The 17984-nt window shown below is 72.6% G+C and carries 16 protein-coding genes; 7 read left to right on the top strand and 9 right to left on the bottom strand.

What is annotated here, in order from left to right; translation table 11 throughout:
• Positions 1 to 458 precede the first annotated feature (458 nt).
• Positions 459 to 1335: SbcC/MukB-like Walker B domain-containing protein (locus ASC99_RS39225; protein WP_304440760.1), on the top strand; the 877-nt coding region annotated here is incomplete at its 5' end.
• A 47-nt stretch (positions 1336 to 1382) separates the two neighbouring features.
• Here the strand turns inward: ASC99_RS39225 and ASC99_RS34600 are convergent.
• From ASC99_RS34600 to ASC99_RS34590, 3 genes are all read right to left on the bottom strand, one after another.
• Complete coding sequence (locus ASC99_RS34600) at positions 1383 to 1583, bottom strand: hypothetical protein (RefSeq protein ID WP_057239618.1); 201 nt, start codon at positions 1581 to 1583, stop codon at positions 1383 to 1385.
• A gap of 38 nt (positions 1584 to 1621) precedes the next feature.
• Positions 1622 to 2047 carry a YjbQ family protein gene (locus ASC99_RS34595; protein WP_057239616.1) on the bottom strand — a complete coding sequence of 142 codons (426 nt, stop codon included), beginning with the start codon at positions 2045 to 2047 and terminating at the stop codon, positions 1622 to 1624.
• Positions 2048 to 2127: 80 nt separating this feature from the next.
• The gene (locus ASC99_RS34590) at positions 2128 to 2394 is read right to left on the bottom strand and encodes a hypothetical protein (protein WP_082598872.1); all 267 of its coding nucleotides are present in this window, start codon (positions 2392 to 2394) and stop codon (positions 2128 to 2130) included.
• Between the two features lie 608 nt (positions 2395 to 3002).
• On the opposite strand from ASC99_RS34590, the gene ASC99_RS34585 reads away from it, so the two are divergent.
• Positions 3003 to 5177 (top strand): bifunctional glycosyltransferase family 2 protein/CDP-glycerol:glycerophosphate glycerophosphotransferase, encoded by a 2175-nt coding sequence (locus ASC99_RS34585; protein WP_057239614.1) that lies wholly within the window; start codon positions 3003 to 3005, stop codon positions 5175 to 5177.
• A gap of 18 nt (positions 5178 to 5195) precedes the next feature.
• On the opposite strand, the gene ASC99_RS34580 is transcribed toward ASC99_RS34585, so the two are convergent.
• Positions 5196 to 6752 (bottom strand): Na+/H+ antiporter, encoded by a 1557-nt coding sequence (locus ASC99_RS34580; RefSeq protein WP_057239612.1) that lies wholly within the window; start codon positions 6750 to 6752, stop codon positions 5196 to 5198.
• A 185-nt stretch (positions 6753 to 6937) separates the two neighbouring features.
• On the opposite strand from ASC99_RS34580, the gene ASC99_RS34575 reads away from it, so the two are divergent.
• Positions 6938 to 7606 (top strand): 1-acyl-sn-glycerol-3-phosphate acyltransferase, encoded by a 669-nt coding sequence (locus tag ASC99_RS34575; protein WP_057239610.1) that lies wholly within the window; start codon positions 6938 to 6940, stop codon positions 7604 to 7606.
• On the opposite strand, the gene ASC99_RS34570 is transcribed toward ASC99_RS34575, so the two are convergent.
• Both ASC99_RS34570 and ASC99_RS34565 read right to left on the bottom strand, forming a co-directional pair.
• Positions 7579 to 9414, bottom strand: a complete 1836-nt coding sequence (locus tag ASC99_RS34570) for an ABC transporter ATP-binding protein (protein WP_057239608.1) — start codon at positions 9412 to 9414, stop codon at positions 7579 to 7581. The genes ASC99_RS34575 and ASC99_RS34570 overlap by 28 nt on opposite strands.
• A gap of 99 nt (positions 9415 to 9513) precedes the next feature.
• On the bottom strand, positions 9514 to 10281 hold the full coding sequence (locus ASC99_RS34565) for an SDR family oxidoreductase (protein ID WP_057240013.1): 768 nt from the start codon (positions 10279 to 10281) through the stop codon (positions 9514 to 9516).
• A 160-nt stretch (positions 10282 to 10441) separates the two neighbouring features.
• On the opposite strand from ASC99_RS34565, the gene ASC99_RS34560 reads away from it, so the two are divergent.
• The 4 genes from ASC99_RS34560 to ASC99_RS34545 all read left to right on the top strand — a co-directional run bounded on the left by ASC99_RS34560 (position 10442) and on the right by ASC99_RS34545 (position 14574).
• Complete coding sequence (locus tag ASC99_RS34560) at positions 10442 to 10621, top strand: hypothetical protein (RefSeq protein ID WP_057239607.1); 180 nt, start codon at positions 10442 to 10444, stop codon at positions 10619 to 10621.
• A 38-nt stretch (positions 10622 to 10659) separates the two neighbouring features.
• Positions 10660 to 11331 carry a hypothetical protein gene (locus tag ASC99_RS34555; protein WP_057239605.1) on the top strand — a complete coding sequence of 224 codons (672 nt, stop codon included), beginning with the start codon at positions 10660 to 10662 and terminating at the stop codon, positions 11329 to 11331.
• On the top strand, positions 11328 to 12263 hold the full coding sequence (locus tag ASC99_RS34550) for a hypothetical protein (protein ID WP_057239603.1): 936 nt from the start codon (positions 11328 to 11330) through the stop codon (positions 12261 to 12263). The genes ASC99_RS34555 and ASC99_RS34550 overlap by 4 nt, the downstream gene beginning before the upstream one ends.
• Before the next feature lie 91 nt (positions 12264 to 12354).
• Positions 12355 to 14574 carry an NADP-dependent isocitrate dehydrogenase gene (locus ASC99_RS34545; RefSeq protein ID WP_057239601.1) on the top strand — a complete coding sequence of 740 codons (2220 nt, stop codon included), beginning with the start codon at positions 12355 to 12357 and terminating at the stop codon, positions 14572 to 14574.
• A 70-nt stretch (positions 14575 to 14644) separates the two neighbouring features.
• On the opposite strand, the gene ASC99_RS34540 is transcribed toward ASC99_RS34545, so the two are convergent.
• Genes ASC99_RS34540 through ASC99_RS34530 form a run of 3 tightly spaced genes read right to left on the bottom strand, consistent with a single transcriptional unit; the run spans position 14645 to position 17978 of the window.
• Complete coding sequence (locus ASC99_RS34540; protein ID WP_057239599.1) at positions 14645 to 15529, bottom strand: SDR family oxidoreductase; 885 nt, start codon at positions 15527 to 15529, stop codon at positions 14645 to 14647.
• Positions 15526 to 16449 (bottom strand): alpha/beta fold hydrolase, encoded by a 924-nt coding sequence (locus tag ASC99_RS34535; RefSeq protein ID WP_057239597.1) that lies wholly within the window; start codon positions 16447 to 16449, stop codon positions 15526 to 15528. The genes ASC99_RS34540 and ASC99_RS34535 overlap by 4 nt, the downstream gene beginning before the upstream one ends.
• Entirely contained in the window at positions 16446 to 17978 is a 1533-nt protein-coding gene (locus tag ASC99_RS34530; protein ID WP_057239595.1) for an NAD(P)/FAD-dependent oxidoreductase, read from the bottom strand. The genes ASC99_RS34535 and ASC99_RS34530 overlap by 4 nt, the downstream gene beginning before the upstream one ends.
• Positions 17979 to 17984 lie beyond the last annotated feature (6 nt).

Raw genomic sequence — 17984 nt, 5'->3', positions numbered from 1 at the left:
ACCGGTTGACCCAGGAGCAGACCACCAGGCAGGCAGCTCGGCAGGAGGCTCGGCTCCGCGCCGCCGCCCTGACCACCCGGCTCGGTTCACTGACCGCCGAGCAGCGGGCGCTGACCACCCGGATCGGCGCCGTACTCGGCGACGCCCCGTCGGTCGCCGCCCGGTCGGCCGCCCTCAGCACGCTGGCCGACGCGGTCGCCGCCACCCTGGCCGCCGTCCGCACCCGCGCCGAGGCCGAGAGCAGGCTCGGCGCGGCCGAGCTGGAGGTGACCGAGGTCAGTGCCCGGGCCGGGTTCGCCTCCTCCGCCGAGGCCGCGGCCGCCCTGCTGCCCGCACCCGAGTACCGCGCACTGCAGGACCGGGTGGAGCGCGACCGGGCCGAGCGCCACCGGGACACCGCCGAGCAGGCCCTGCTCACCCTGCGGGTGGCCGAGGCGAAGGCCGTCGGCGCGGCGGGNGTTCGCCTCCTCCGCCGAGGCCGCGGCCGCCCTGCTGCCCGCACCCGAGTACCGCGCACTGCAGGACCGGGTGGAGCGCGACCGGGCCGAGCGCGAGGAGGTCGAACGCCGCCTGGCCGAGCCGGAGCTGGTCTCGGCCGGCGCCCTGCCCCCCGTCGACCAGGCGGCCGTCCAGCTGACGTACCAGCAGGCCACCGCCCGGCTCCGGGAGGCGTCCGCCGCCGACAGCGCGGCCCGCCAGCGGACGGCCGCGCTCGGCCGGTTGGGCCGGCAACTCACCGAGTTGGCCGTCGCGCTGGGCCCGGCGCTGGAGCAGTACGAACGGATCAAGCGACTGGCCGAGCTGGCCGCCGGGACGTCCACCGAGAACGCGCTCCGGATGCGGCTGGAGTCGTACGTGCTGGCGGCCCGGCTGGAGCAGGTCGCGGCGGCGGCCAGCGGCCGGCTGGTCCGGATGTCCAGCGGCCGCTACACCCTGGTGCACAGCGACGGCCGGGCGGCGGGCAACCGGCGCTCGGGCCTGGCCCTGCGGGTGGTGGACGCCTGGACGGGGCTGGACCGCGACACCGCCACCCTCTCCGGCGGCGAGAGCTTCTTCGCCTCGCTCGCCCTCGCCCTCGGCCTGGCGGACGTGGTCACCGACGAGTCGGGCGGGATGCCGCTGGACACCCTCTTCATCGACGAGGGCTTCGGCAGTCTGGACGAGCAGGCGCTCGAAGAGGTGCTCGACGTCCTGGACGGCCTGCGGGAGCGGGACCGCGCCGTCGGCATCGTCAGCCACGTCGCCGACCTGCGCTCGCGCATCCCGGCCCAACTGCTGGTCCACAAGGGCCGCCACGGCTCCACCCTGCGGCTGGCCGACCGCGAGGAGCACTGACCGACCGGTCGCCGCTCCTTCATCCGCCCACCATGTGCCGGTCGGCCTCAGCCGGAGCAGGCGATCCGCTGCGCCTCCTGCCAGGCACAGACCGGGCAGAGCGTCACCCCGGGCTGGTCCGCCGGCAGCTCGGTGGGCTCGCCGCACAGCACACAGTCGGCCCGGGGCCCGTCCCCGACCGCCGGGGTCAGCGCCGCCACGGCGTCGACGGCGGGCGCCAGGTCGCACTGCGGGGTCTCGTCAGTCATACCGCCCAGCCTACGGCGGCTCGGCCGGTCTCCGGCCCTCAGCCCAGGAAGGACAGCCGGACGGTGCGCCGGGGGTTGTCGCTGTTGGTATCCACCAGCACCACCGACTGCCAGACCCCGAGCGCCAGTTGGCCACCGATCACCGGCAGCGTGGCGTGCGGGGCGACCAGCCCGGGGAGTACGTGGTCCCGGCCGTGGCCGGGGCTGCCGTGCCGGTGCCGCCAGCGGCCGTCGGCCGGGAGCAGGTCGCGCAGCACGGCCAGCAGGTCGTCGTCGCTGCCCGCACCGACCTCGATCACCGCGACCCCGGCGGTGGCGTGCGGGACGAAGACGTTCAGCAAGCCGTCCCGGCCGGGGGCCGCGCTCGCCAGGAAGTCCGCGCAGTGGTGAGTGATGTCCAGGGCCACCTCTCCGCTGCCGGTGGTGAGGTCGATGGTGTGGGAGTGGAAGGAGGTGTCCGCCATGGGCCCATCCTCGCACCGGCGGCGGACATGCGGAAAACCCGATGGACCGGCAGGTCCATCGGGTCGCCCGGCGACGAGGGCTAGCCTCGGCTGCCGAACAGGCTTCGCTTGAGCCGCCGGAGCGGCGCCAGCAGCATCACCCGGGTCGTCCGACGCGGCGCGGCCTGGGTGCTCACCCCACGAGGCGTCAGCTCCCTTATCAGGCCGAGTGCCTCGACGGTGTCGACCGCCGGGATGGCCGGCGCACCGAGCACGGAGAGATGGCGATCGAGCCGACGGCCGGTCGAGCCGACGCCGCACTGGATCGCCGGCACTCGTGGCCGGGACCGCACTTGCATGTGTTCCATCAGTTTTCCCACCCCTACGAGGCGCCAGGGCCGTGAGGCGAAGACTATCCGTGAGTGGCGGGCTTCGCGCAACCGTCCTGGTGTTCTGCCACCGTATCGTGCCAAGTGAACTGACGCTCCACCAGATCCCAGCGGACCCGGTCACGACTGCGCATCGGCCGGATCCGTCGAATCGGCCGCCCCACCCTCCGGGACTTCCCGCGCAAAATTCAGGAAGTGAACACATCCGAGGGATTGACGCAGCCGAAACCTACAAGCAATATCTCTATCAACGCCGAAAGGCGCCCCCGACCCTGTCGAATACGTTCGACAGATGAAGGGACAACTGCTTCCGACACCAGGTGAGCTACTGTCCGGCCGTCTCGACGCTGCGGCGGCCCGGCTCCGAACTGGTGGACGGACCGGCGGTCGACCGCTGAGGGTCGGTCGGACCGCCAACACCGGACTGCCGGTGCTCGCGCTCGCACGGCGCGGCACCGGCGGTCGCTTTTCTCCAGCAGGAACGCCGCCGCACGCCTCGCCGCCGCCCGTCCCGCCGGGCCCAGTAGAGTGTCGCCAGAACCGGGCGGCTGCCCCTCGCCCCGGCATCCCCAGCGGAGTGAACCAGCGTGAGCCCCCTCCTCAGCATCGTGCTGCCGGTCCACGGCGTTGAGCGCTACCTGCCGCGCTGCCTCGAGTCGCTGGCCGGCCCGGCGGACGGCACCGTCGAGCTGATCGCGGTCGACGATCTCTCCCCCGACGGCTGCGGCGCGATCCTCGATGAGCAGGCCACCCGCGACCCCCGCCTGCGGGTGCTGCACCTGACGGAGAACCAGGGCCTCGGCGGCGCCCGCGAGGTCGGGCTGGCCCAGGCCACCGGGACGTACGTCTGGTTCGTCGACAGCGACGACTGGCTGCCCGAGGGCACCCTCGACGCCCTGCTGGACGAGCTCCGCGCAGAGCAGGCCGCCGAGGCCCCGGTGGACGTGCTGCTCACCGACTTCACCCACGTCTACCCCGACGGCAGCACCGAGCCCAACCCCTGGCGGCACCTGCTGCGCGGCTCCCCGCTGGTGGCCGGCTGCCGAGCCGCCGACCACCCGGCGCTGTTCCAGACCGTGATGTCGGTATGGAACAAGGTCTTCCGCCGGCAGTTCCTGCTCGACCTGGACGTCGCCTTCGGGCGCGGCTACTACGAGGACATCTCGGTCACCTACCCCGCGCTGCTCACCGGGCGCCTGCGCTACCTCGACCGCTCCTGCTACAACTACCGGCGCGGGCGCCCCGGCGCGATCACCGCCACCGCCTCCCCCAAGCACGCGGACGCCTTCGCCCAGTACGACGCGATCTTCCGGGTGCTCGACCGCCCCTCGGCCGACCCCGGCCCGGCCCTGCGCCGCCTGGTCTTCGACCGGACGGTCCGTCAGGCGCTCACCGTGTACGACACCCCCGGTCTGGTGCCGACCGCACTGCGGGCCGACTTCTTCGCCCGGATCGCCGACCACTTCGCCCGCCACCGCCCCGCCGGCTACCGCTTCCCCGGCGGCCTGCGCGGCGTCCAGTACCGGCTGGCCGCCCGGGGCGCCCGGATCGCGTACGGCGAACTGCGCCGGGGCGGGCAGCTCCCGCGCAGCCTCAAGCGAGGCGCCGGGGCGGTCGCACCGGCACTCCGCAAGGGCGTCCGCAGCGGGGCCAGGTCCACCGCGTACGGCGCCTTCCGGCGGCTGCCGCTGGACGAGCACCTCGCGGTCTACGCGGCGTACTGGCACCGGGGCTACGCCTGCAACCCGGCGGCGATCTACCGGAAGGCGCGCGAGCTGGCGCCCCAGGTGCGCGGGGTGTGGGTGGTGGAGACCCGGGCCCAGGCCGCCACGCTGCCGGCCGGGGTGCCGTACGTGCTGCTGAACACGCCCGCCTACCTGCGGGCGATGGCCACCGCCAAATACTTCGTCAACAACGTCAACTTCCCGCGCACGATGGCCAAGCGGCCCGGCACCGTGCACGTGCAGACCCAGCACGGCACCCCCGTGAAGGCCATGGGCATGGACCTGAGGGAGCATCCGGCCGCCGCCGACGGCATGGACTTCGACCGGCTGCGCGAGGCGGTCGACCGCTGGGACTACCTGGTCTCCCCCAACCCGCACACCAGCGAGCACTTCACCCGCGCCTTCCCCGGCCACTACGAGCTGCTGGAGACCGGCTACCCGCGCAACGACCGGCTCGCCCTCGCCACCCCCGCCGAGGTGGCCGACGTCCGGTCCAGGCTCGGCCTGGCGGCCGGGCAGCGCACGGTGCTCTACGCACCGACCCACCGGGAGGGGCAGGGCTCCTACGTCCCGCTGCTCGACCTGCGGGAGCTGGCCGAGAAGCTCGGGCCCGGGTACACCCTGCTGGTCCGCACCCACTACTTCCACCACGGCGGCCCCGGCGACCTGACCACGGGCCCGCACGCGGCCGAGCTGGTCGACGTCTCCGCCCACCCCGTGGTCGAGGACCTCTACCTGGCGGCGGACGTGCTGGTCACGGACTACTCCTCGATGATGTTCGACTACGCGGTGCTGGACCGGCCGATCGTCATCCACGCCCCCGACTGGGAGCAGTACCGCCGGATCCGCGGCGTCTACTTCGACCTGCTCGCCTTCCCCCCGGGCGCGGTCGCCACCGAACCCGGCGCCCTGACCGAGGCCCTGCTCGCCGGTGACCCCGCCCCGGCCGCCCGGGCGGCCTTCCGGGAGCGGTTCTGCCCCTGGGACGACGGCGGGGCTTCGGAGCGCGTGGTGCGGCGCGTCTTCGACCTCGGCTGAGTACCGCCAGGGCCTGACCTAAAGGTCGCTGAGGGCTGCTTCCTCCAGGTCGAGGGCGTGCTGCAGGCGGCCGCGTACGGCGTCGCTGACCTGGTGGTCGGTGTAGAGCTGCTGGAGGGTCTCGGTCTCGATGGCGATCAGGTCGCGGCGGAGGCGGCGGTAGGTGGTGTCGGGCGGCTGGTCGGCCAGGGTCAGGCGGGCTTGCAGGTCGTGCCGCATCCGGTCGGCGACGACGGGGGGCACCATCTCCGCGTCGACCAGGCCGTCCAGATGGGAGAGCGCGGCACGGAGCAGCAGGTCGGCGGCCTCGGCCTCCTCCCGTTCGGTCTGTTCCGGTGCGAGGGCCAGCCCGCTGGCCCGGACGACCGCGGCGAGGGTGAAGCCCTGGACCACCAGGGTGATGGCGACCACGGCCGTGGTGAGGACCAGGACGAGCTCCCGGTAGGGCAGGGCGGAGCCGTCGTCGGCGGTGAGCGGGATGGTGAGGGCGGCGGCCAGCGGCATGACGCCCCGGGTGCCGGCCCAGGTCAGCACGGCGGGCACCCGCCAGGTGAGCGGGCCGGGGCTCACCGCGCCCCGGGCGCGCGCCTGCTGACGGTGCATCACCCAGGACATCGGGCCGATCCAGAGCAGCCGCAGCAGGATCAGCGCCAGCGCGATCAGGACGGACTGCCAGACCCAGGCCCCCTGCGCACCGGTCAGATCCTCGACCATGCCGGGCAGTTCGAGGCCGATCAGCGCGAAGACCACGCTCTCCAGCATGAACACCACCGTCCGGTAGACGGCGTGCACCTGGAGCCTGATCCGGGCGTCGGTCAGCCGGTGCTGCTGGGCGCCGAGCACCACCCCGGCGACCACCACGGCGGTCACGCCCGAGGTGTGCAGGTCCTCGCCGAGGACGTACGCCGCGTACGGGGTGACCAGGGCGGTGACGGTCTCCAGCACCGGATCCTCGGTGCGGCGGCGGATGAACGCGACCACCACCGCGACCACCCCGCCGACCACGGCGCCACCGCCGGCCAGCAGCAGGAACTCGCCCGCCGCCGAAGCCACCGACAACGAGCCCGCGGTGACGGCCAGTGAGACGGCGATCTTGAACAGCACCAGGCTGGTCGCGTCGTTGAACAGGCTCTCGGCCTGCACCAGGGTCTGGATCCGGGGCGGCAGCGCGAGCCGCCGGCCCAGGGCGGTGACCGCGACCGGGTCGGTGCTGGCCAGTACCGCCCCGAGCACGAAGGCCATCGCGGGGGTGAGCGGGGTGAGCAGGCCGGCCAGCGCACCGATGGCGACCGCGGTGGCCAGCACCAGGCCCAGCGCCAGTGCGGTGACGGGCCGCCAGACCGCGCGCAGCTCGCGCCAGGAGATCTCCTCGGCCGAGGCGTAGAGCAGCGGCGGCAGCACGACCACGCTGATCACCTCCGGCGGCACCTCGACCGTCGGGACGAACGGCAGCAGCGCCACCAGCACGCCGGCCACCACCAGCGTGGACGGCGCCGGAATGCTCCACCGCCGCGCCCCGGTGGCCACCGCCGTCGCCAGCACCACGAGCAGCAGTACGGTCGTCACTTCGCTCACTGCCTCACCTTAGGACGGTGCGTCAGAAAGGCCCAGAACGCCGCCTCGGACGGACCGGCGTGACGAGGATCGCAGCCGTCCGCCGAGCGGAGTGGTGGACGGCGGGCGGGGGTGATGACGTAATCTGCGGTCTGGCCTCGCCCCGGTCCTTCCGGCGCGGGGGTAGTGGCGGCCAGGGAGACTAGATGATCAACCTCATCACCAAGCTCGTGCTCAAGCCCGTGGCGAAGGCGCTCTACCGCCCCGTCATCGAGGGGCTGGAGAACGTGCCGCGTGATGGCGGAGTCATCCTGGCGAGCAATCACCTGTCGTTCATCGACAGCGTGGTGATCCCGCTGACCGCGCCGCGTCGGGTGTACTTCCTCGCCAAGGCCGAGTACTTCACCGGCACCGGCCTCAAGGGCGCCCTCTCCCGGGCACTCTTCAACGCGCTCAACGCCGTCCCGGTGGAGCGCGGCGACATCAAGACCGCCCAGGCCGCACTGGACTCGGCGCTGGAGATCCTGCACGAGGGCAAGGCGTTCGGCATCTACCCGGAAGGCACCCGTTCGCTGGACGGGCGGCTGTACCGGGGCAAGACCGGAGTGGCCTGGCTGGCGCTGACCGCCGGGGTACCGGTGGTGCCGGTGGCGCTGGAGGGTCCGGCGGACATCCTGCCGGTCGGCAAACGGATTCCCCGGCTGCGCAAGGTGACGGTGCGGTTCGGCGAGCCGCTGCACTTCGACGAGCTGCACGGCCAGGCCCGTTCGGCCCGGGCCCGGCGCGAGGTCACCGACCAGGTGATGGCGGCGATCCACCAGCTCTCCGGCCAGGAGCTGGCCGAGGTCTACAACGAGCGCCCGATGGCGGCCTGACCCTCACCTGAAGCTGACGGCAGCTCACGGCGCAGCAGCGCCGCGTACCGCCCGTTCCGGGCGAGCAGTTCCTCGTGGGTGCCGATCTCGGCGATCTCGCCCGCGTCCAGCACGGCGATCTGGTCGGCCCGCTGCACGGTGGAGAGCCGGTGCGCGATGGTGATCGTGGTGCGGCCCGCCGACAGTGCGTCGATGGCCTGCTGGACCGCTCGTTCGGTCTGGTTGTCGAGCGCGCTGGTGGCCTCGTCCAGAATCAGGATCGGCGGGTTGCGCAGCACCGTCCTGGCGATCGCGAGCCGCTGCTTCTCGCCGCCGGAGAACCGGTAGCCGCGCTCGCCGACCACGGTGTCGTAGCCCTCCGGGAGCCCGGCGATCAGCTCGTGGATCTGGGCTGCCCTGGCAGCCTGGACCAGCTCGGCGTCGGTGGCCTCCGGCTTGGCGAAGCGCAGGTTGTCGGCGACCGAGGCGTGGAACAGGTAGGTCTCCTGGGAGACCACGCCGATCGCGTCGGCCAGGGTGTCGAAGCCGAGCTCGCGGACGTCGGTGCCGTCGATGGCGACCCGTCCTCCGGTCACGTCGTAGAGCCGGGGCACCAGGTAGCTGAGGGTGGTCTTGCCCGAGCCGGTCTCACCGACCACGGCGAGCGAACCGCCGGCCGGGAGCTTGAGGTCGATCCCGGTCAGGGTGGGGCGTTCCTGGTCGGCGTTGTAGCGGAACTCGACGTTCTCGAAGGTGACGTCCCCGCGGATCTTCGCCGGCCGGACCGGGGCGGCCGGTTCGGCGATCTCGACCGGGAGGTCGAGGTACTCGAAGATCCGCTGGAACAGCGCGAGCGAGGTCTGCACCTGCACGCCGGTGGAGAGCAGGCTGACGGTGGGTCGGAACAGGCCCTGCTGGAGCGAGACGAAGGCGACCAGGGTGCCGACCGAGACGATCGGGGCGCCACTGGCCATCGCAAGACCGGCGGCCCAGTAGATGACGGCGGGCATCGCGGCCATCACGATCCCGATGGTGGCCATCCGCCACCGCCCGGCCATGCTGGAGCGGACCTCCAACTCGGCCAGGTCGTCCGACTGCCGGTCGAACTCGTGCGAGAGCGAGCCCGAGCGGCCCATCGTGCGGCCGAGCAGGATGCCGCTGACGGACAGCGACTCCTGGACGGCGGAGCTCATCGCGGCGAGCTGCTTCTGCCGCTGGGTGGTGATCTTCTTGCGCTCGTTGCCGACCCGGCGGCTGATCCAGACGAACAGCGGGAGCAGCAGCAGCGAGACCACGGTGAGCCGCCAGTCCAGCGCGATCATGGCGACCACGGTGGCGATCACGCCGGTGAGGTTGGAGACCAGCGAGGTGGCGGTGGAGGTGACGGTGGACTGCATGCCGCCGATGTCGTTGGCGATCCTGGACTGCACCTCGCCGGTCCTGGTCCGGGTGAAGAAGGCCAGCGACATCCGCTGCAGGTGGCGGTAGACCGAGGTGCGCAGGTCGTGCATGACGCGCTGGCCGACGGTGGTCGAGATCAGCGTCTGCAGCACCCCGAAGATGCTGCTCACCACGGCGGCCATGATCATGCCGAGCGCGAGCAGGCTGAGCAGCCCGGTACGGCCCTGCGGGATCGCGGTGTCCAGCACCGCGCGGAGCAGGAAGGGGGTGACCACGCCGACCACGGCGGACGCCCCGACCAGCAGGCCGACCACGGCGAGCCGGGCCCGGTAGGGGCGGAACAGGGCCAGGATGCGGCGCCACTCGGCCGGCGGGCGGGGTTCGCCCTTGACCCGTGGTGGCGGTGTCCAGTTGATCTCGTCGCGCACAGGCGACCTCCCCGTGATGTCGGCACGCGGGCAGGAGTCCCCTGCCCGCGTACCGAGCATAGCTCATAGTTAGACGGGCTAATAATGAGCCGAGGTCTCTTACTCGTACGTCCGCGCCGCCTTGGCGGAGACACCACCCAGCTTGCCGGACGGCAGCAGCCTGGCAACCGCCACGACCGCCTTGTAGCGCTTGCCGGGGACCGAGAGCGAGCGGCCCTTGGCCAGGTCGCGCAGCGCCTCGTCCACCACCCGCTCCGCCGACAGCCAGCCCCAGGCGGGCACGTTGGAGGTGCCCATGCCGGCCCGCTGGTGGAACTCCGTCCGGGTGAAGCCCGGCGCCAGCGCCATCAGCCGCACCCCGGTGCCGCCGAGGTCGCGGGCCGCCCCCTGGGTGAAGCTGACCACCCAGGCCTTGCTGGCGCCGTACGTGCCGCGCGGCAGGAAGGCCGCCACCGAGGCGACGTTCACGATGCCGCCGAAGCCGCGCTCGCGCATGCCGGGCAGGGCGGCGACGGTGGTCCGCAGGACCGCCTCGACGTGCACCTTGAGCATGTCGAGCTCCTGGTCCAGCGGGACGGTCAGGAACTCGCCCTTGTTCCCGAAGCCGGCGTTGTTGATCAGGATGTCGACCGGCCTGGCGCCGTCCCGCAGCCGGTCCTCGACGGCGCCGATCCCGGCGTCGGTGGCCAGGTCGGCGGGCAGCACCTCGACCTCGACCCCGTACGTCTTCGTCAGCTCGGCCGCCGTGGCGGCCAGCCGCTCGGTGTCGCGGGCGACCAGCACCAGGTCTCTGCCGTCCTTGGCGAGGCGGCGGGCGAAGGCGGCACCGATTCCGGCGGTCGCGCCGGTGATGAGAGCAGTCGTCATGTGCAGACCGTACTCGGCGGTAGTCACCCGTGCACCGGCGCGTCGCGGTGATCTGACAGTTCGTTCGGCGTGCCCCCGGCCTCCGGAACGATTCGCGCTCGTAGCTTTGGCCGTGCGGCGTCAACGCCGACGTCGCACCTGGACGACAAGGAGGCATCTGATGCCCACTCAGATCCCCACCCCTGTACGACCACCGGCCGAACGTTCCGCACTGGCCGCCCTGCTCACCGAGGCCGAGGCGCCGGTCAGTGGCGCCCCGCTGTACTGCCCGGCCACCTCCCTCGCCCTGCTGCTCCTGCTGTCCCCCAAGGAGCCGAAGGACCCGAGGCGCACCGGCTGACCGCCGAACGGCCCGCCACCCCAGGAGACTTCACCACCATGCCGGTCACCGACACCTCGCTCCGCGACGAGTACGCCGCAGCGGTCGAGCGGGTGGCGGGCCGTGCCCTCGACGCCCTCACCGGTGCCGGGGGCGCGGTCGTGCTCACCGACCCCACCAGCACCGCCGAGCTCGCCGCGCTCCGGGTGCTCGGACCCGACCTGTTCGCCGCCCAACTCCTCACCGGGGCACCGCTGGAGAGCGTCACCACCGCCTCGCTGGCCGCCGCCCTGCTGGCCTTCCCGCCCGCCCCGGCCGCGCCGGTCGGACAGGACGCGCTGGTGGTGGCCTGGCTGGACCACGTGGCCGGCTTCCTGGCCGGCCGGTCCGTTCCGCAGCCCGCGGACGTCCCCGACCCGGAGCACTGGCAGCGCTGGTCGGTGCGGATGGCCCAGCTCGCCCCGCTGGCCCTGCCAGGACTCGACGGACCGGTCCACCGAGCCGCCCACCACCGACCGCTCGCGCTCGCCCGGGGCGCCACCCGGGCGATGCTCCGCCGGGACCACCGAACCGCCCTCCGGCTGGTCCGCTGGCTGGCCTGGCTCGGCACCCCCACCCCACTCGAGCTGCCGCCGCTGCTGGACCGGCTCCGCCTGGTCGGCGACGGTTCCCGCCGGACCACGCTCGAACTCACCATCACCGAGCGCCTGTTGACGGAGACCCGACGATGACGGCCGACGCCCGACTGCTCAGCACCGCCCAACGGCTCGGCTCCAACGCGCTGCACTGGCTGCACCGGGCCCACCAGGACGGCCACGGCGCCCTCCCGCCCGACGCGGGCATCGACCTCTCCGACCCCGACACCGCCTACAAGCCGATCGGCGAATCCGCGCTGGCCGCCTCACTGATCCTCCGGGACGGCGTGGCGGGCGCCCGCGACCTGGCGGCGGCGGGCGAGCTGATCGAGTTCTGCTGGCATCAGCTGCAGAGCGGAAACCTGCTCTACGAACGGCAGTTGCGCTTCCCCCAGCTGACCGACCCGCTGGAGACGTACGCCCACTTCGCCCGGTCCGGCTACCGGCACCGGCAGTTGGACGAGCTGCTCGCCTCGCTCGCCCGGCTCCGCGCCACCCACGCCGCCGAGCTGGTGCCCAACCGGCGGCTGGCCGTCGCCAACGCCCGCCGGGTGATCGGCCTGGAGCACCGTCCGGACTGGGACGCGCTGACCGCCGCCGGCTGGCTGGGCGCCACCCCCGAGCCCTGGGCGATCGACTGGAGCACCGGCTACGACCTCACCCACACCGTCTTCCACCTGACCGACTGGGGAGCCGGACCGGACGGCCTGCCGACGCCGCTCCGCTCGTACCTGCGGGACTGGCTGCCGGTCTGGGTCGACATCTGGCTGGAGACCGGCCAGTGGGACCTGGTCGGCGAGCTGCTGATCGTCGACTCCTGCACCGGGGAGCCGGTCTGCGGCCTCGACCCCTGGGAGCGGCTGGCCGGCGCCCAGCACCCCGACGGCCTGACTCCCCGGGACACCGAGCCGGTCGACCAGAACCCGGCGCGGGCCTTCAAGGACCACGAACACACGGCGGTGGTCGCCGCGATCGCCGGGACGGTGACCCTGGCCCGGGCGCTCGGCGGCTCGCCGGTGCCGGCGTGACACTCGCCCCGGGGAGGGGGTTGGTGTCGGAGAAGGCCGGAGACGAGATATCTTGATATCAAGACGTTAGTAGACATGGAGCGGAGCACCGGTGACTGACTCGACCATCATCTATACGCACACTGACGAGGCCCCGGCCCTGGCGACGTATTCGCTCCTGCCGGTGGTCCAGGCGTACGCCTCGACAGCGGGCGTCAGTGTGGAGACTCGCGACATCTCCCTGGCCGGGCGCATCATCGCGAGCTTCCCCGAGTTCCTCGAGGAGGGTCAGCGGATCGCCGACGCCCTCGCCGAGCTCGGCGAGCTCGCCAAGACGCCGGGCGCCAACATCATCAAGCTGCCGAACGTCTCGGCCTCGATCCCGCAGCTCAAGGCTGCCGTCGCCGAGCTGCAGGCCCAGGGCTACGCGCTGCCGGACTACCCGGACGACCCGAAGACCGACCAGGACCGCGACGTCCGCGCCCGGTACGACAAGATCAAGGGCAGCGCCGTCAACCCGGTGCTCCGCGAGGGCAACTCCGACCGCCGCGCCCCCGCCTCGGTGAAGAACTACGCCAAGAACCACCCGCACCGGATGGGCGCCTGGACGGCCGAGTCCAAGACCAACGTCGCCACCATGGGCGCCGACGACTTCCGCTCCACCGAGAAGTCCACGGTGGTCGCCGAGGCCGGTTCGCTCCGGATCGAGCTGCTCGCGGCCGACGGCAGCACCACCGTGCTGCGCGAGTCGGTGCCGGTGCTCGCAGGCGAGGTCGTGGACGCCTCGGTCATGCGCGCCGCCGCGCTGAACGAGTTTCTCGCTGCCCAGGTCGCCCGGGCCAAGGCCGAGGGCGTGCTGTTCTCGGTGCACCTCAAGGCCACCATGATGAAGGTCTCCGACCCGATCATCTTCGGCCACGTGGTCCGCGCCTTCTTCCCGAAGACCTTCGCCGCCTACGGCGAGGTGCTGGCCGCGGCCGGGCTGAGCCCGAACAACGGCCTCGGCGGCATCCTCGACGGCCTGGCCGCGCTCCCCCAGGGAGCCGAGATCAAGGCCTCGTTCGACGCCGAGCTCGCCGAGGGCCCCGCGCTCGCGATGGTCGACTCGGACAAGGGCATCACCAACCTGCACGTGCCGAGCGACGTGATCGTCGACGCCTCGATGCCGGCCATGATCCGCACCTCGGGCCACATGTGGGGCCCGGACGGTGCCGAGGCCGACACCCTGGCCGTGCTGCCGGACAGCAGCTACTCCGGTGTCTACCAGGTCGTCCTCGACGACTGCCGCGCCCACGGCGCCTTCGACCCGGCCACCATGGGCTCGGTGGCGAACGTCGGTCTGATGGCGCAGGCGGCCGAGGAGTACGGCAGCCACGACAAGACCTTCGAGATCGCCACCGCGGGCACCGTCCGCCTGGTCGACGCCACCGGCGCGGTCGTGCTGGAGCAGGCCGTCCAGGCCGGCGACATCTTCCGCGCCTGCCAGGCCAAGGACCTGCCGATCCAGGACTGGGTCAAGCTGGCCGTCACCCGGGCCCGGGCCACCGGCACCCCGGCGGTGTTCTGGCTGGACCAGACCCGTGCGCACGACGCCGTGCTGATCGAGAAGGTCAAGCAGTACCTCGCCGACCACGACACCGAGGGTCTGCAGATCGAGATCCTCTCCCCGGTCGAGGCCACCGCCTTCTCGCTGGAGCGGATCCGCCGCGGCGAGGACACCATCTCGGTGACCGGCAACGTGCTGCGTGACTACCTGACCGACCTGTTCCCGATCCTGGAGCTGGGCACCAGCGCCAAGATGCTCTCGGTCGTGCCGCTGATGAACGGTGGCGGTCTGTTCGAGACCGGCGCGGGCGGCTCCGCCCCGAAGCACGTCCAGCAGCTGGTCAAGGAGAACTACCTGCGCTGGGACAGCCTGGGCGAGTTCTTCGCGCTGGCCGCGAGCTTCGAGCACCTGGCGCAGACCACCGGCAACGCGAGCGCCCAGGTGCTCGCCGACACCCTGGACCGGGCCACCGGCACCTTCCTCAACGAGGACAAGTCGCCGAGCCGCCGCCTCGGTGGCATCGACAACCGTGGCAGCCACTTCTACCTGGCCATGTACTGGGCCCAGGAGCTGGCGGCGCAGACCGAGGACGCCGAGCTGGCCCAGTCCTTCGCCGGCCTGGCCAAGACCCTGGCCGAGCAGGAGCAGACCATCGTGGCCGAGCTGATCGCCGTCCAGGGCTCGCCCGCCGACATCGGTGGCTACTACCAGCCCGACGCCGCCAAGGCCGCCGCGATCATGCGTCCTTCGGCGACCTTCAACGAGGCCCTCGCCATCCTCGGCTGACGGTCCCGCACGCGGTAACGCCGAAGCCCCGCCCACATCCTGGGCGGGGCTTCGGTGCGTACGGGCCGGGTCAGGACGTGCTGCGCGCCGTCGTGTCGGCCTCGCCGCCCGCACCGACCGGGCGCAGCCTGGAGGCCGCGGTGGCCTTCAACTGCGGTGCCAGCTTGGCCACATCACGCGCGCCGACCGCCGCGATCAGGGACGGCAGCAGCCAGCGGACCGGCTGCATACCGCGCAGCCAGGGCTGGGCGTAGACGTGGGCGGAGCGCCGGGCGATGCCCGCGACCAGCCGGTCGACGGCGGGTGGCAGCGGGTAGGTCTTGTTCGCGGGCCACGGCAGCCTGGCCCGCATCTGCCGCAGCACCTCGTCCTGGTCGGCGCCGCGCACCATGTCGGTGTCGGTCCAACTCAGGTACCCCACACCGACCTTGACGCCCTGGTGGGCGACCTCGGCGCGGAGCGAGTGGGCGAAGGCCTCGACCCCGGCCTTGCTCGCGCAGTACGCGGCCATCAGCGGGGCCGGGGTGATCGCGGCCAGCGAGGCGATCTGCAGCAGGTAGCCCCGGCTCTCGGTGAGCGCGGGCAGGAAGGCCCTGGCGGTGGCGACGCTACCGAGCAGGTTGACCTGGATCACCCGGTCGAAGGCGCCCGGGTCGCTGTCCACCAGCGGCCCGCCGATGGCGATCCCGGCGTTGGCGACCACGGTGTCGATCTGGCCGTACCGCTCCTGGATCGCCTGTGCGGTGCTGCGCAGCGCCGCCAGATCGGTGACATCGGCCTCCCAGTACGAGGCGTCAGGTCCGCACTGGGCGGCGACCGCCTTGAGCTCGGCGGGCTCAAGGCCGACCAGCGCGAGCCGGGCGCCGCGCTGGGCGAGCTTACGGGCCATCAGGGCGCCGACACCCCTCGCGGCGCCGGTGACGACGATGACCTGACCGGTCAGCTGCGGGCTCATTCGGCGACCTTCTGGGCAGTGGGCAGATGGGAGTTGACGAGGCGGCGGATCTCGCCCGCGACCTCGGCGGGGCGCTCGACCGGGGACATGTGGCCGACGCCGGGGAGTTCGAGCAGGCCCTCGGGGGCGGGCAGTGCGGCGAGCATCCGGTGCGAGTGCACCGGCGGGGTGAGCCGGTCGTGGCTGCCGACCACCACGGCGGTGGGGGCGGCCAGCTTGGCCAGCTGGGCGTACAGGTCGAGGCTGCCGAGCACCCGGGACCACCCGTAGCGGACCCCGGCCGGGCAGGCGTGCACGATCCGGGCGTTGGCCTCGACCCGGTCGGCGGGGGTGGCCGGGCCCATGGTGGCGTACTTGAGAGCCGCCCGGGTGAGCGGGCTGACCGGGCCGAGCGGCAGCCTGGACTGGAGCAACTGCCGCCCCAGGAACCGGCGCAGGCCACCTCGGATCGCGGCGGGCAGTACCGCGAGCTCGGCCAGCAGGTCACCGGGGCCGGTACTGACCAGCACGGCGGCGGCGGTCCGGTCGGCCACCTCGGCCCGGTCGGCGGCGGCCATGATGGTCATGCCGCCCATGCTGTGCCCGGCCAGCACGGCCTGGCCGCCGGCCGGGACGACCTCGCCGAGCACGGCCGCCAGGTCGTCGGCCAGCTTGTCGGTGGAGTACCCGGCCGGGGTGGCCGGTATGTCGCTGCGGCCGTGGCCGCGCTGGTCGTACGCCACCACCCGGTGGTCGGGCAGGAGTTGGTGGATGACCGGGGCCCAGAACCGGGTGGAACAGGTCCAGCCGTGGGCGAGCACCACCAACGGCGCGTCCTCGGGGCCGTACGCGGCGGCGTGGATCCAGTGGCCGTCAGCGGAGCGGATCCGGTACTCCGCCTCAGGGATGGGCAGGACACAGTCGGCGGGCAAGTCGGTCATGCGAGTGCCTCCTCGGCGACGGGGGCGGTCTGCCGGATGACCTCGTACTCGGCCAGGTCGAGCCTGCGGGTGGCACGGCGGAAGCTGCTGGTGGAGGCGGGCCAGAGCACGGTGTTCTTGCCGCCCTCGTCCTGGTACCAGCTCCGGCAGCCGCCGGTGGACCAGACGGTGCGGCTCATCCGGTGCTGGAGTTCGAGGTTCCACTGCCGCTGGGCTCGCGCGGTGGGCTGCAGGGCGCCGCCGCCCAGGGCTGCCAGGGTGGTCAACGCGTCGATCAGGTAGTTCAGTTGGGACTCGATCATCAGGATCATCGAGCTGTTGCCGAGGCCGGTGTTCGGACCGATCACGAAGAACAGGTTGGGGAAGCCGCGCACGGTGGAGCCGCGCAGCGCCTCCATGCCGCCCTTCCACTCCTCGGCCAGGCTCACCCCGTCGATGCCGAACACCCGGTGCGCGATCGGCATGTCGGTGACGTGGAAGCCGGTGCCGAAGACGATCGCGTCGACCTCGTGCTCGCTGCCGTCGGCGGCCACCAGGGTGGAGCCGCGCAGCTCGGTCAGACCGGCGGAGACCACCTCGGCGTTGGCGGCCGCCAACGCCGGGTAGTAGGTGTTGCTGAGCAGGATGCGCTTGCAGCCGATCCGGTAGTCCGGGGTCAGCCGGGCCCGCAACTCCGGGTCGGCGACGCCCTTGTGGATGTTGTGGACGGCGAGCTGCTCGATCAGCTTGAGGGCGCCGGGACGCCGGACGAAGGCGTCCACCTGCATCTCGCGGAGGGCAAACAGGGCGGCCCGGCGGAGCGTACCGGTGGGCGGCAGCTTGGCGTGCAGCCACTTCTCGGCCCCCGAGATCTCCCGGTCGCGGCGCGGCAGCACCCAGGCGGGGGTGCGCTGGAAGACCGTCAGCTTGCCGACCTTCGGCTGGATCTGCGGGATGATCTGGGCGGCCGAGGCGCCGGTGCCGACCATCGCGACCCGCTTGCCGGTCAGGTCGTAGTCGTGGTCCCAGCGCGAGGAGTGGAAGACCTTGCCGGGGAACTCGGCCAGGCCCGGCAGCTCCGGGATCTGCGGGTCGGCCAGCGGGCCCGAGGCGGAGACCACGGCGTCGGCGGTCCAGTCGCCGGCGGCGGTGCTGATCCGCCAGCGGGTGTGCTCCTGCTCCCAGCGCAGCTCGGTCACCTCGGCGTTGAACCGCAGGTGCGGGCGGAGGCCGAAGGTGTCGGTGACCCGCTCCAGGTAGGCCCGGATGTCCGGCTGGCCGGAGAAGCTGCGCGGCCAGTCGGGGTTGGGCGCGAAGGAGAAGGAGTACAGGTGCGAGGGGACGTCGCAGGCGCAGCCCGGGTAGCTGTTGTCCCGCCAGGTCCCGCCGACCGAGTCGGCCCTCTCCAGGATCACGAAGTCGGTGATCCCGGCCCGGCGCAGCCGGACCCCGGCACCGAGGCCGCCGAATCCGGAACCGACCACGGCGACCCGGACGTGCGGGGTCCCCTCGGTCGGGCGCTGCTTGGTGCGCTTGGGGCTGGCTGCCATGCGTCG

It is taken from the genome of Kitasatospora sp. Root107 (assembly GCF_001424875.1).
In the GTDB taxonomy this organism is placed as follows: Bacteria; Actinomycetota; Actinomycetes; order Streptomycetales; family Streptomycetaceae; genus Kitasatospora.
Note: the sequence above shows the minus strand (reverse complement) of the source record. Positions and strands in the feature narration are given on the sequence as shown.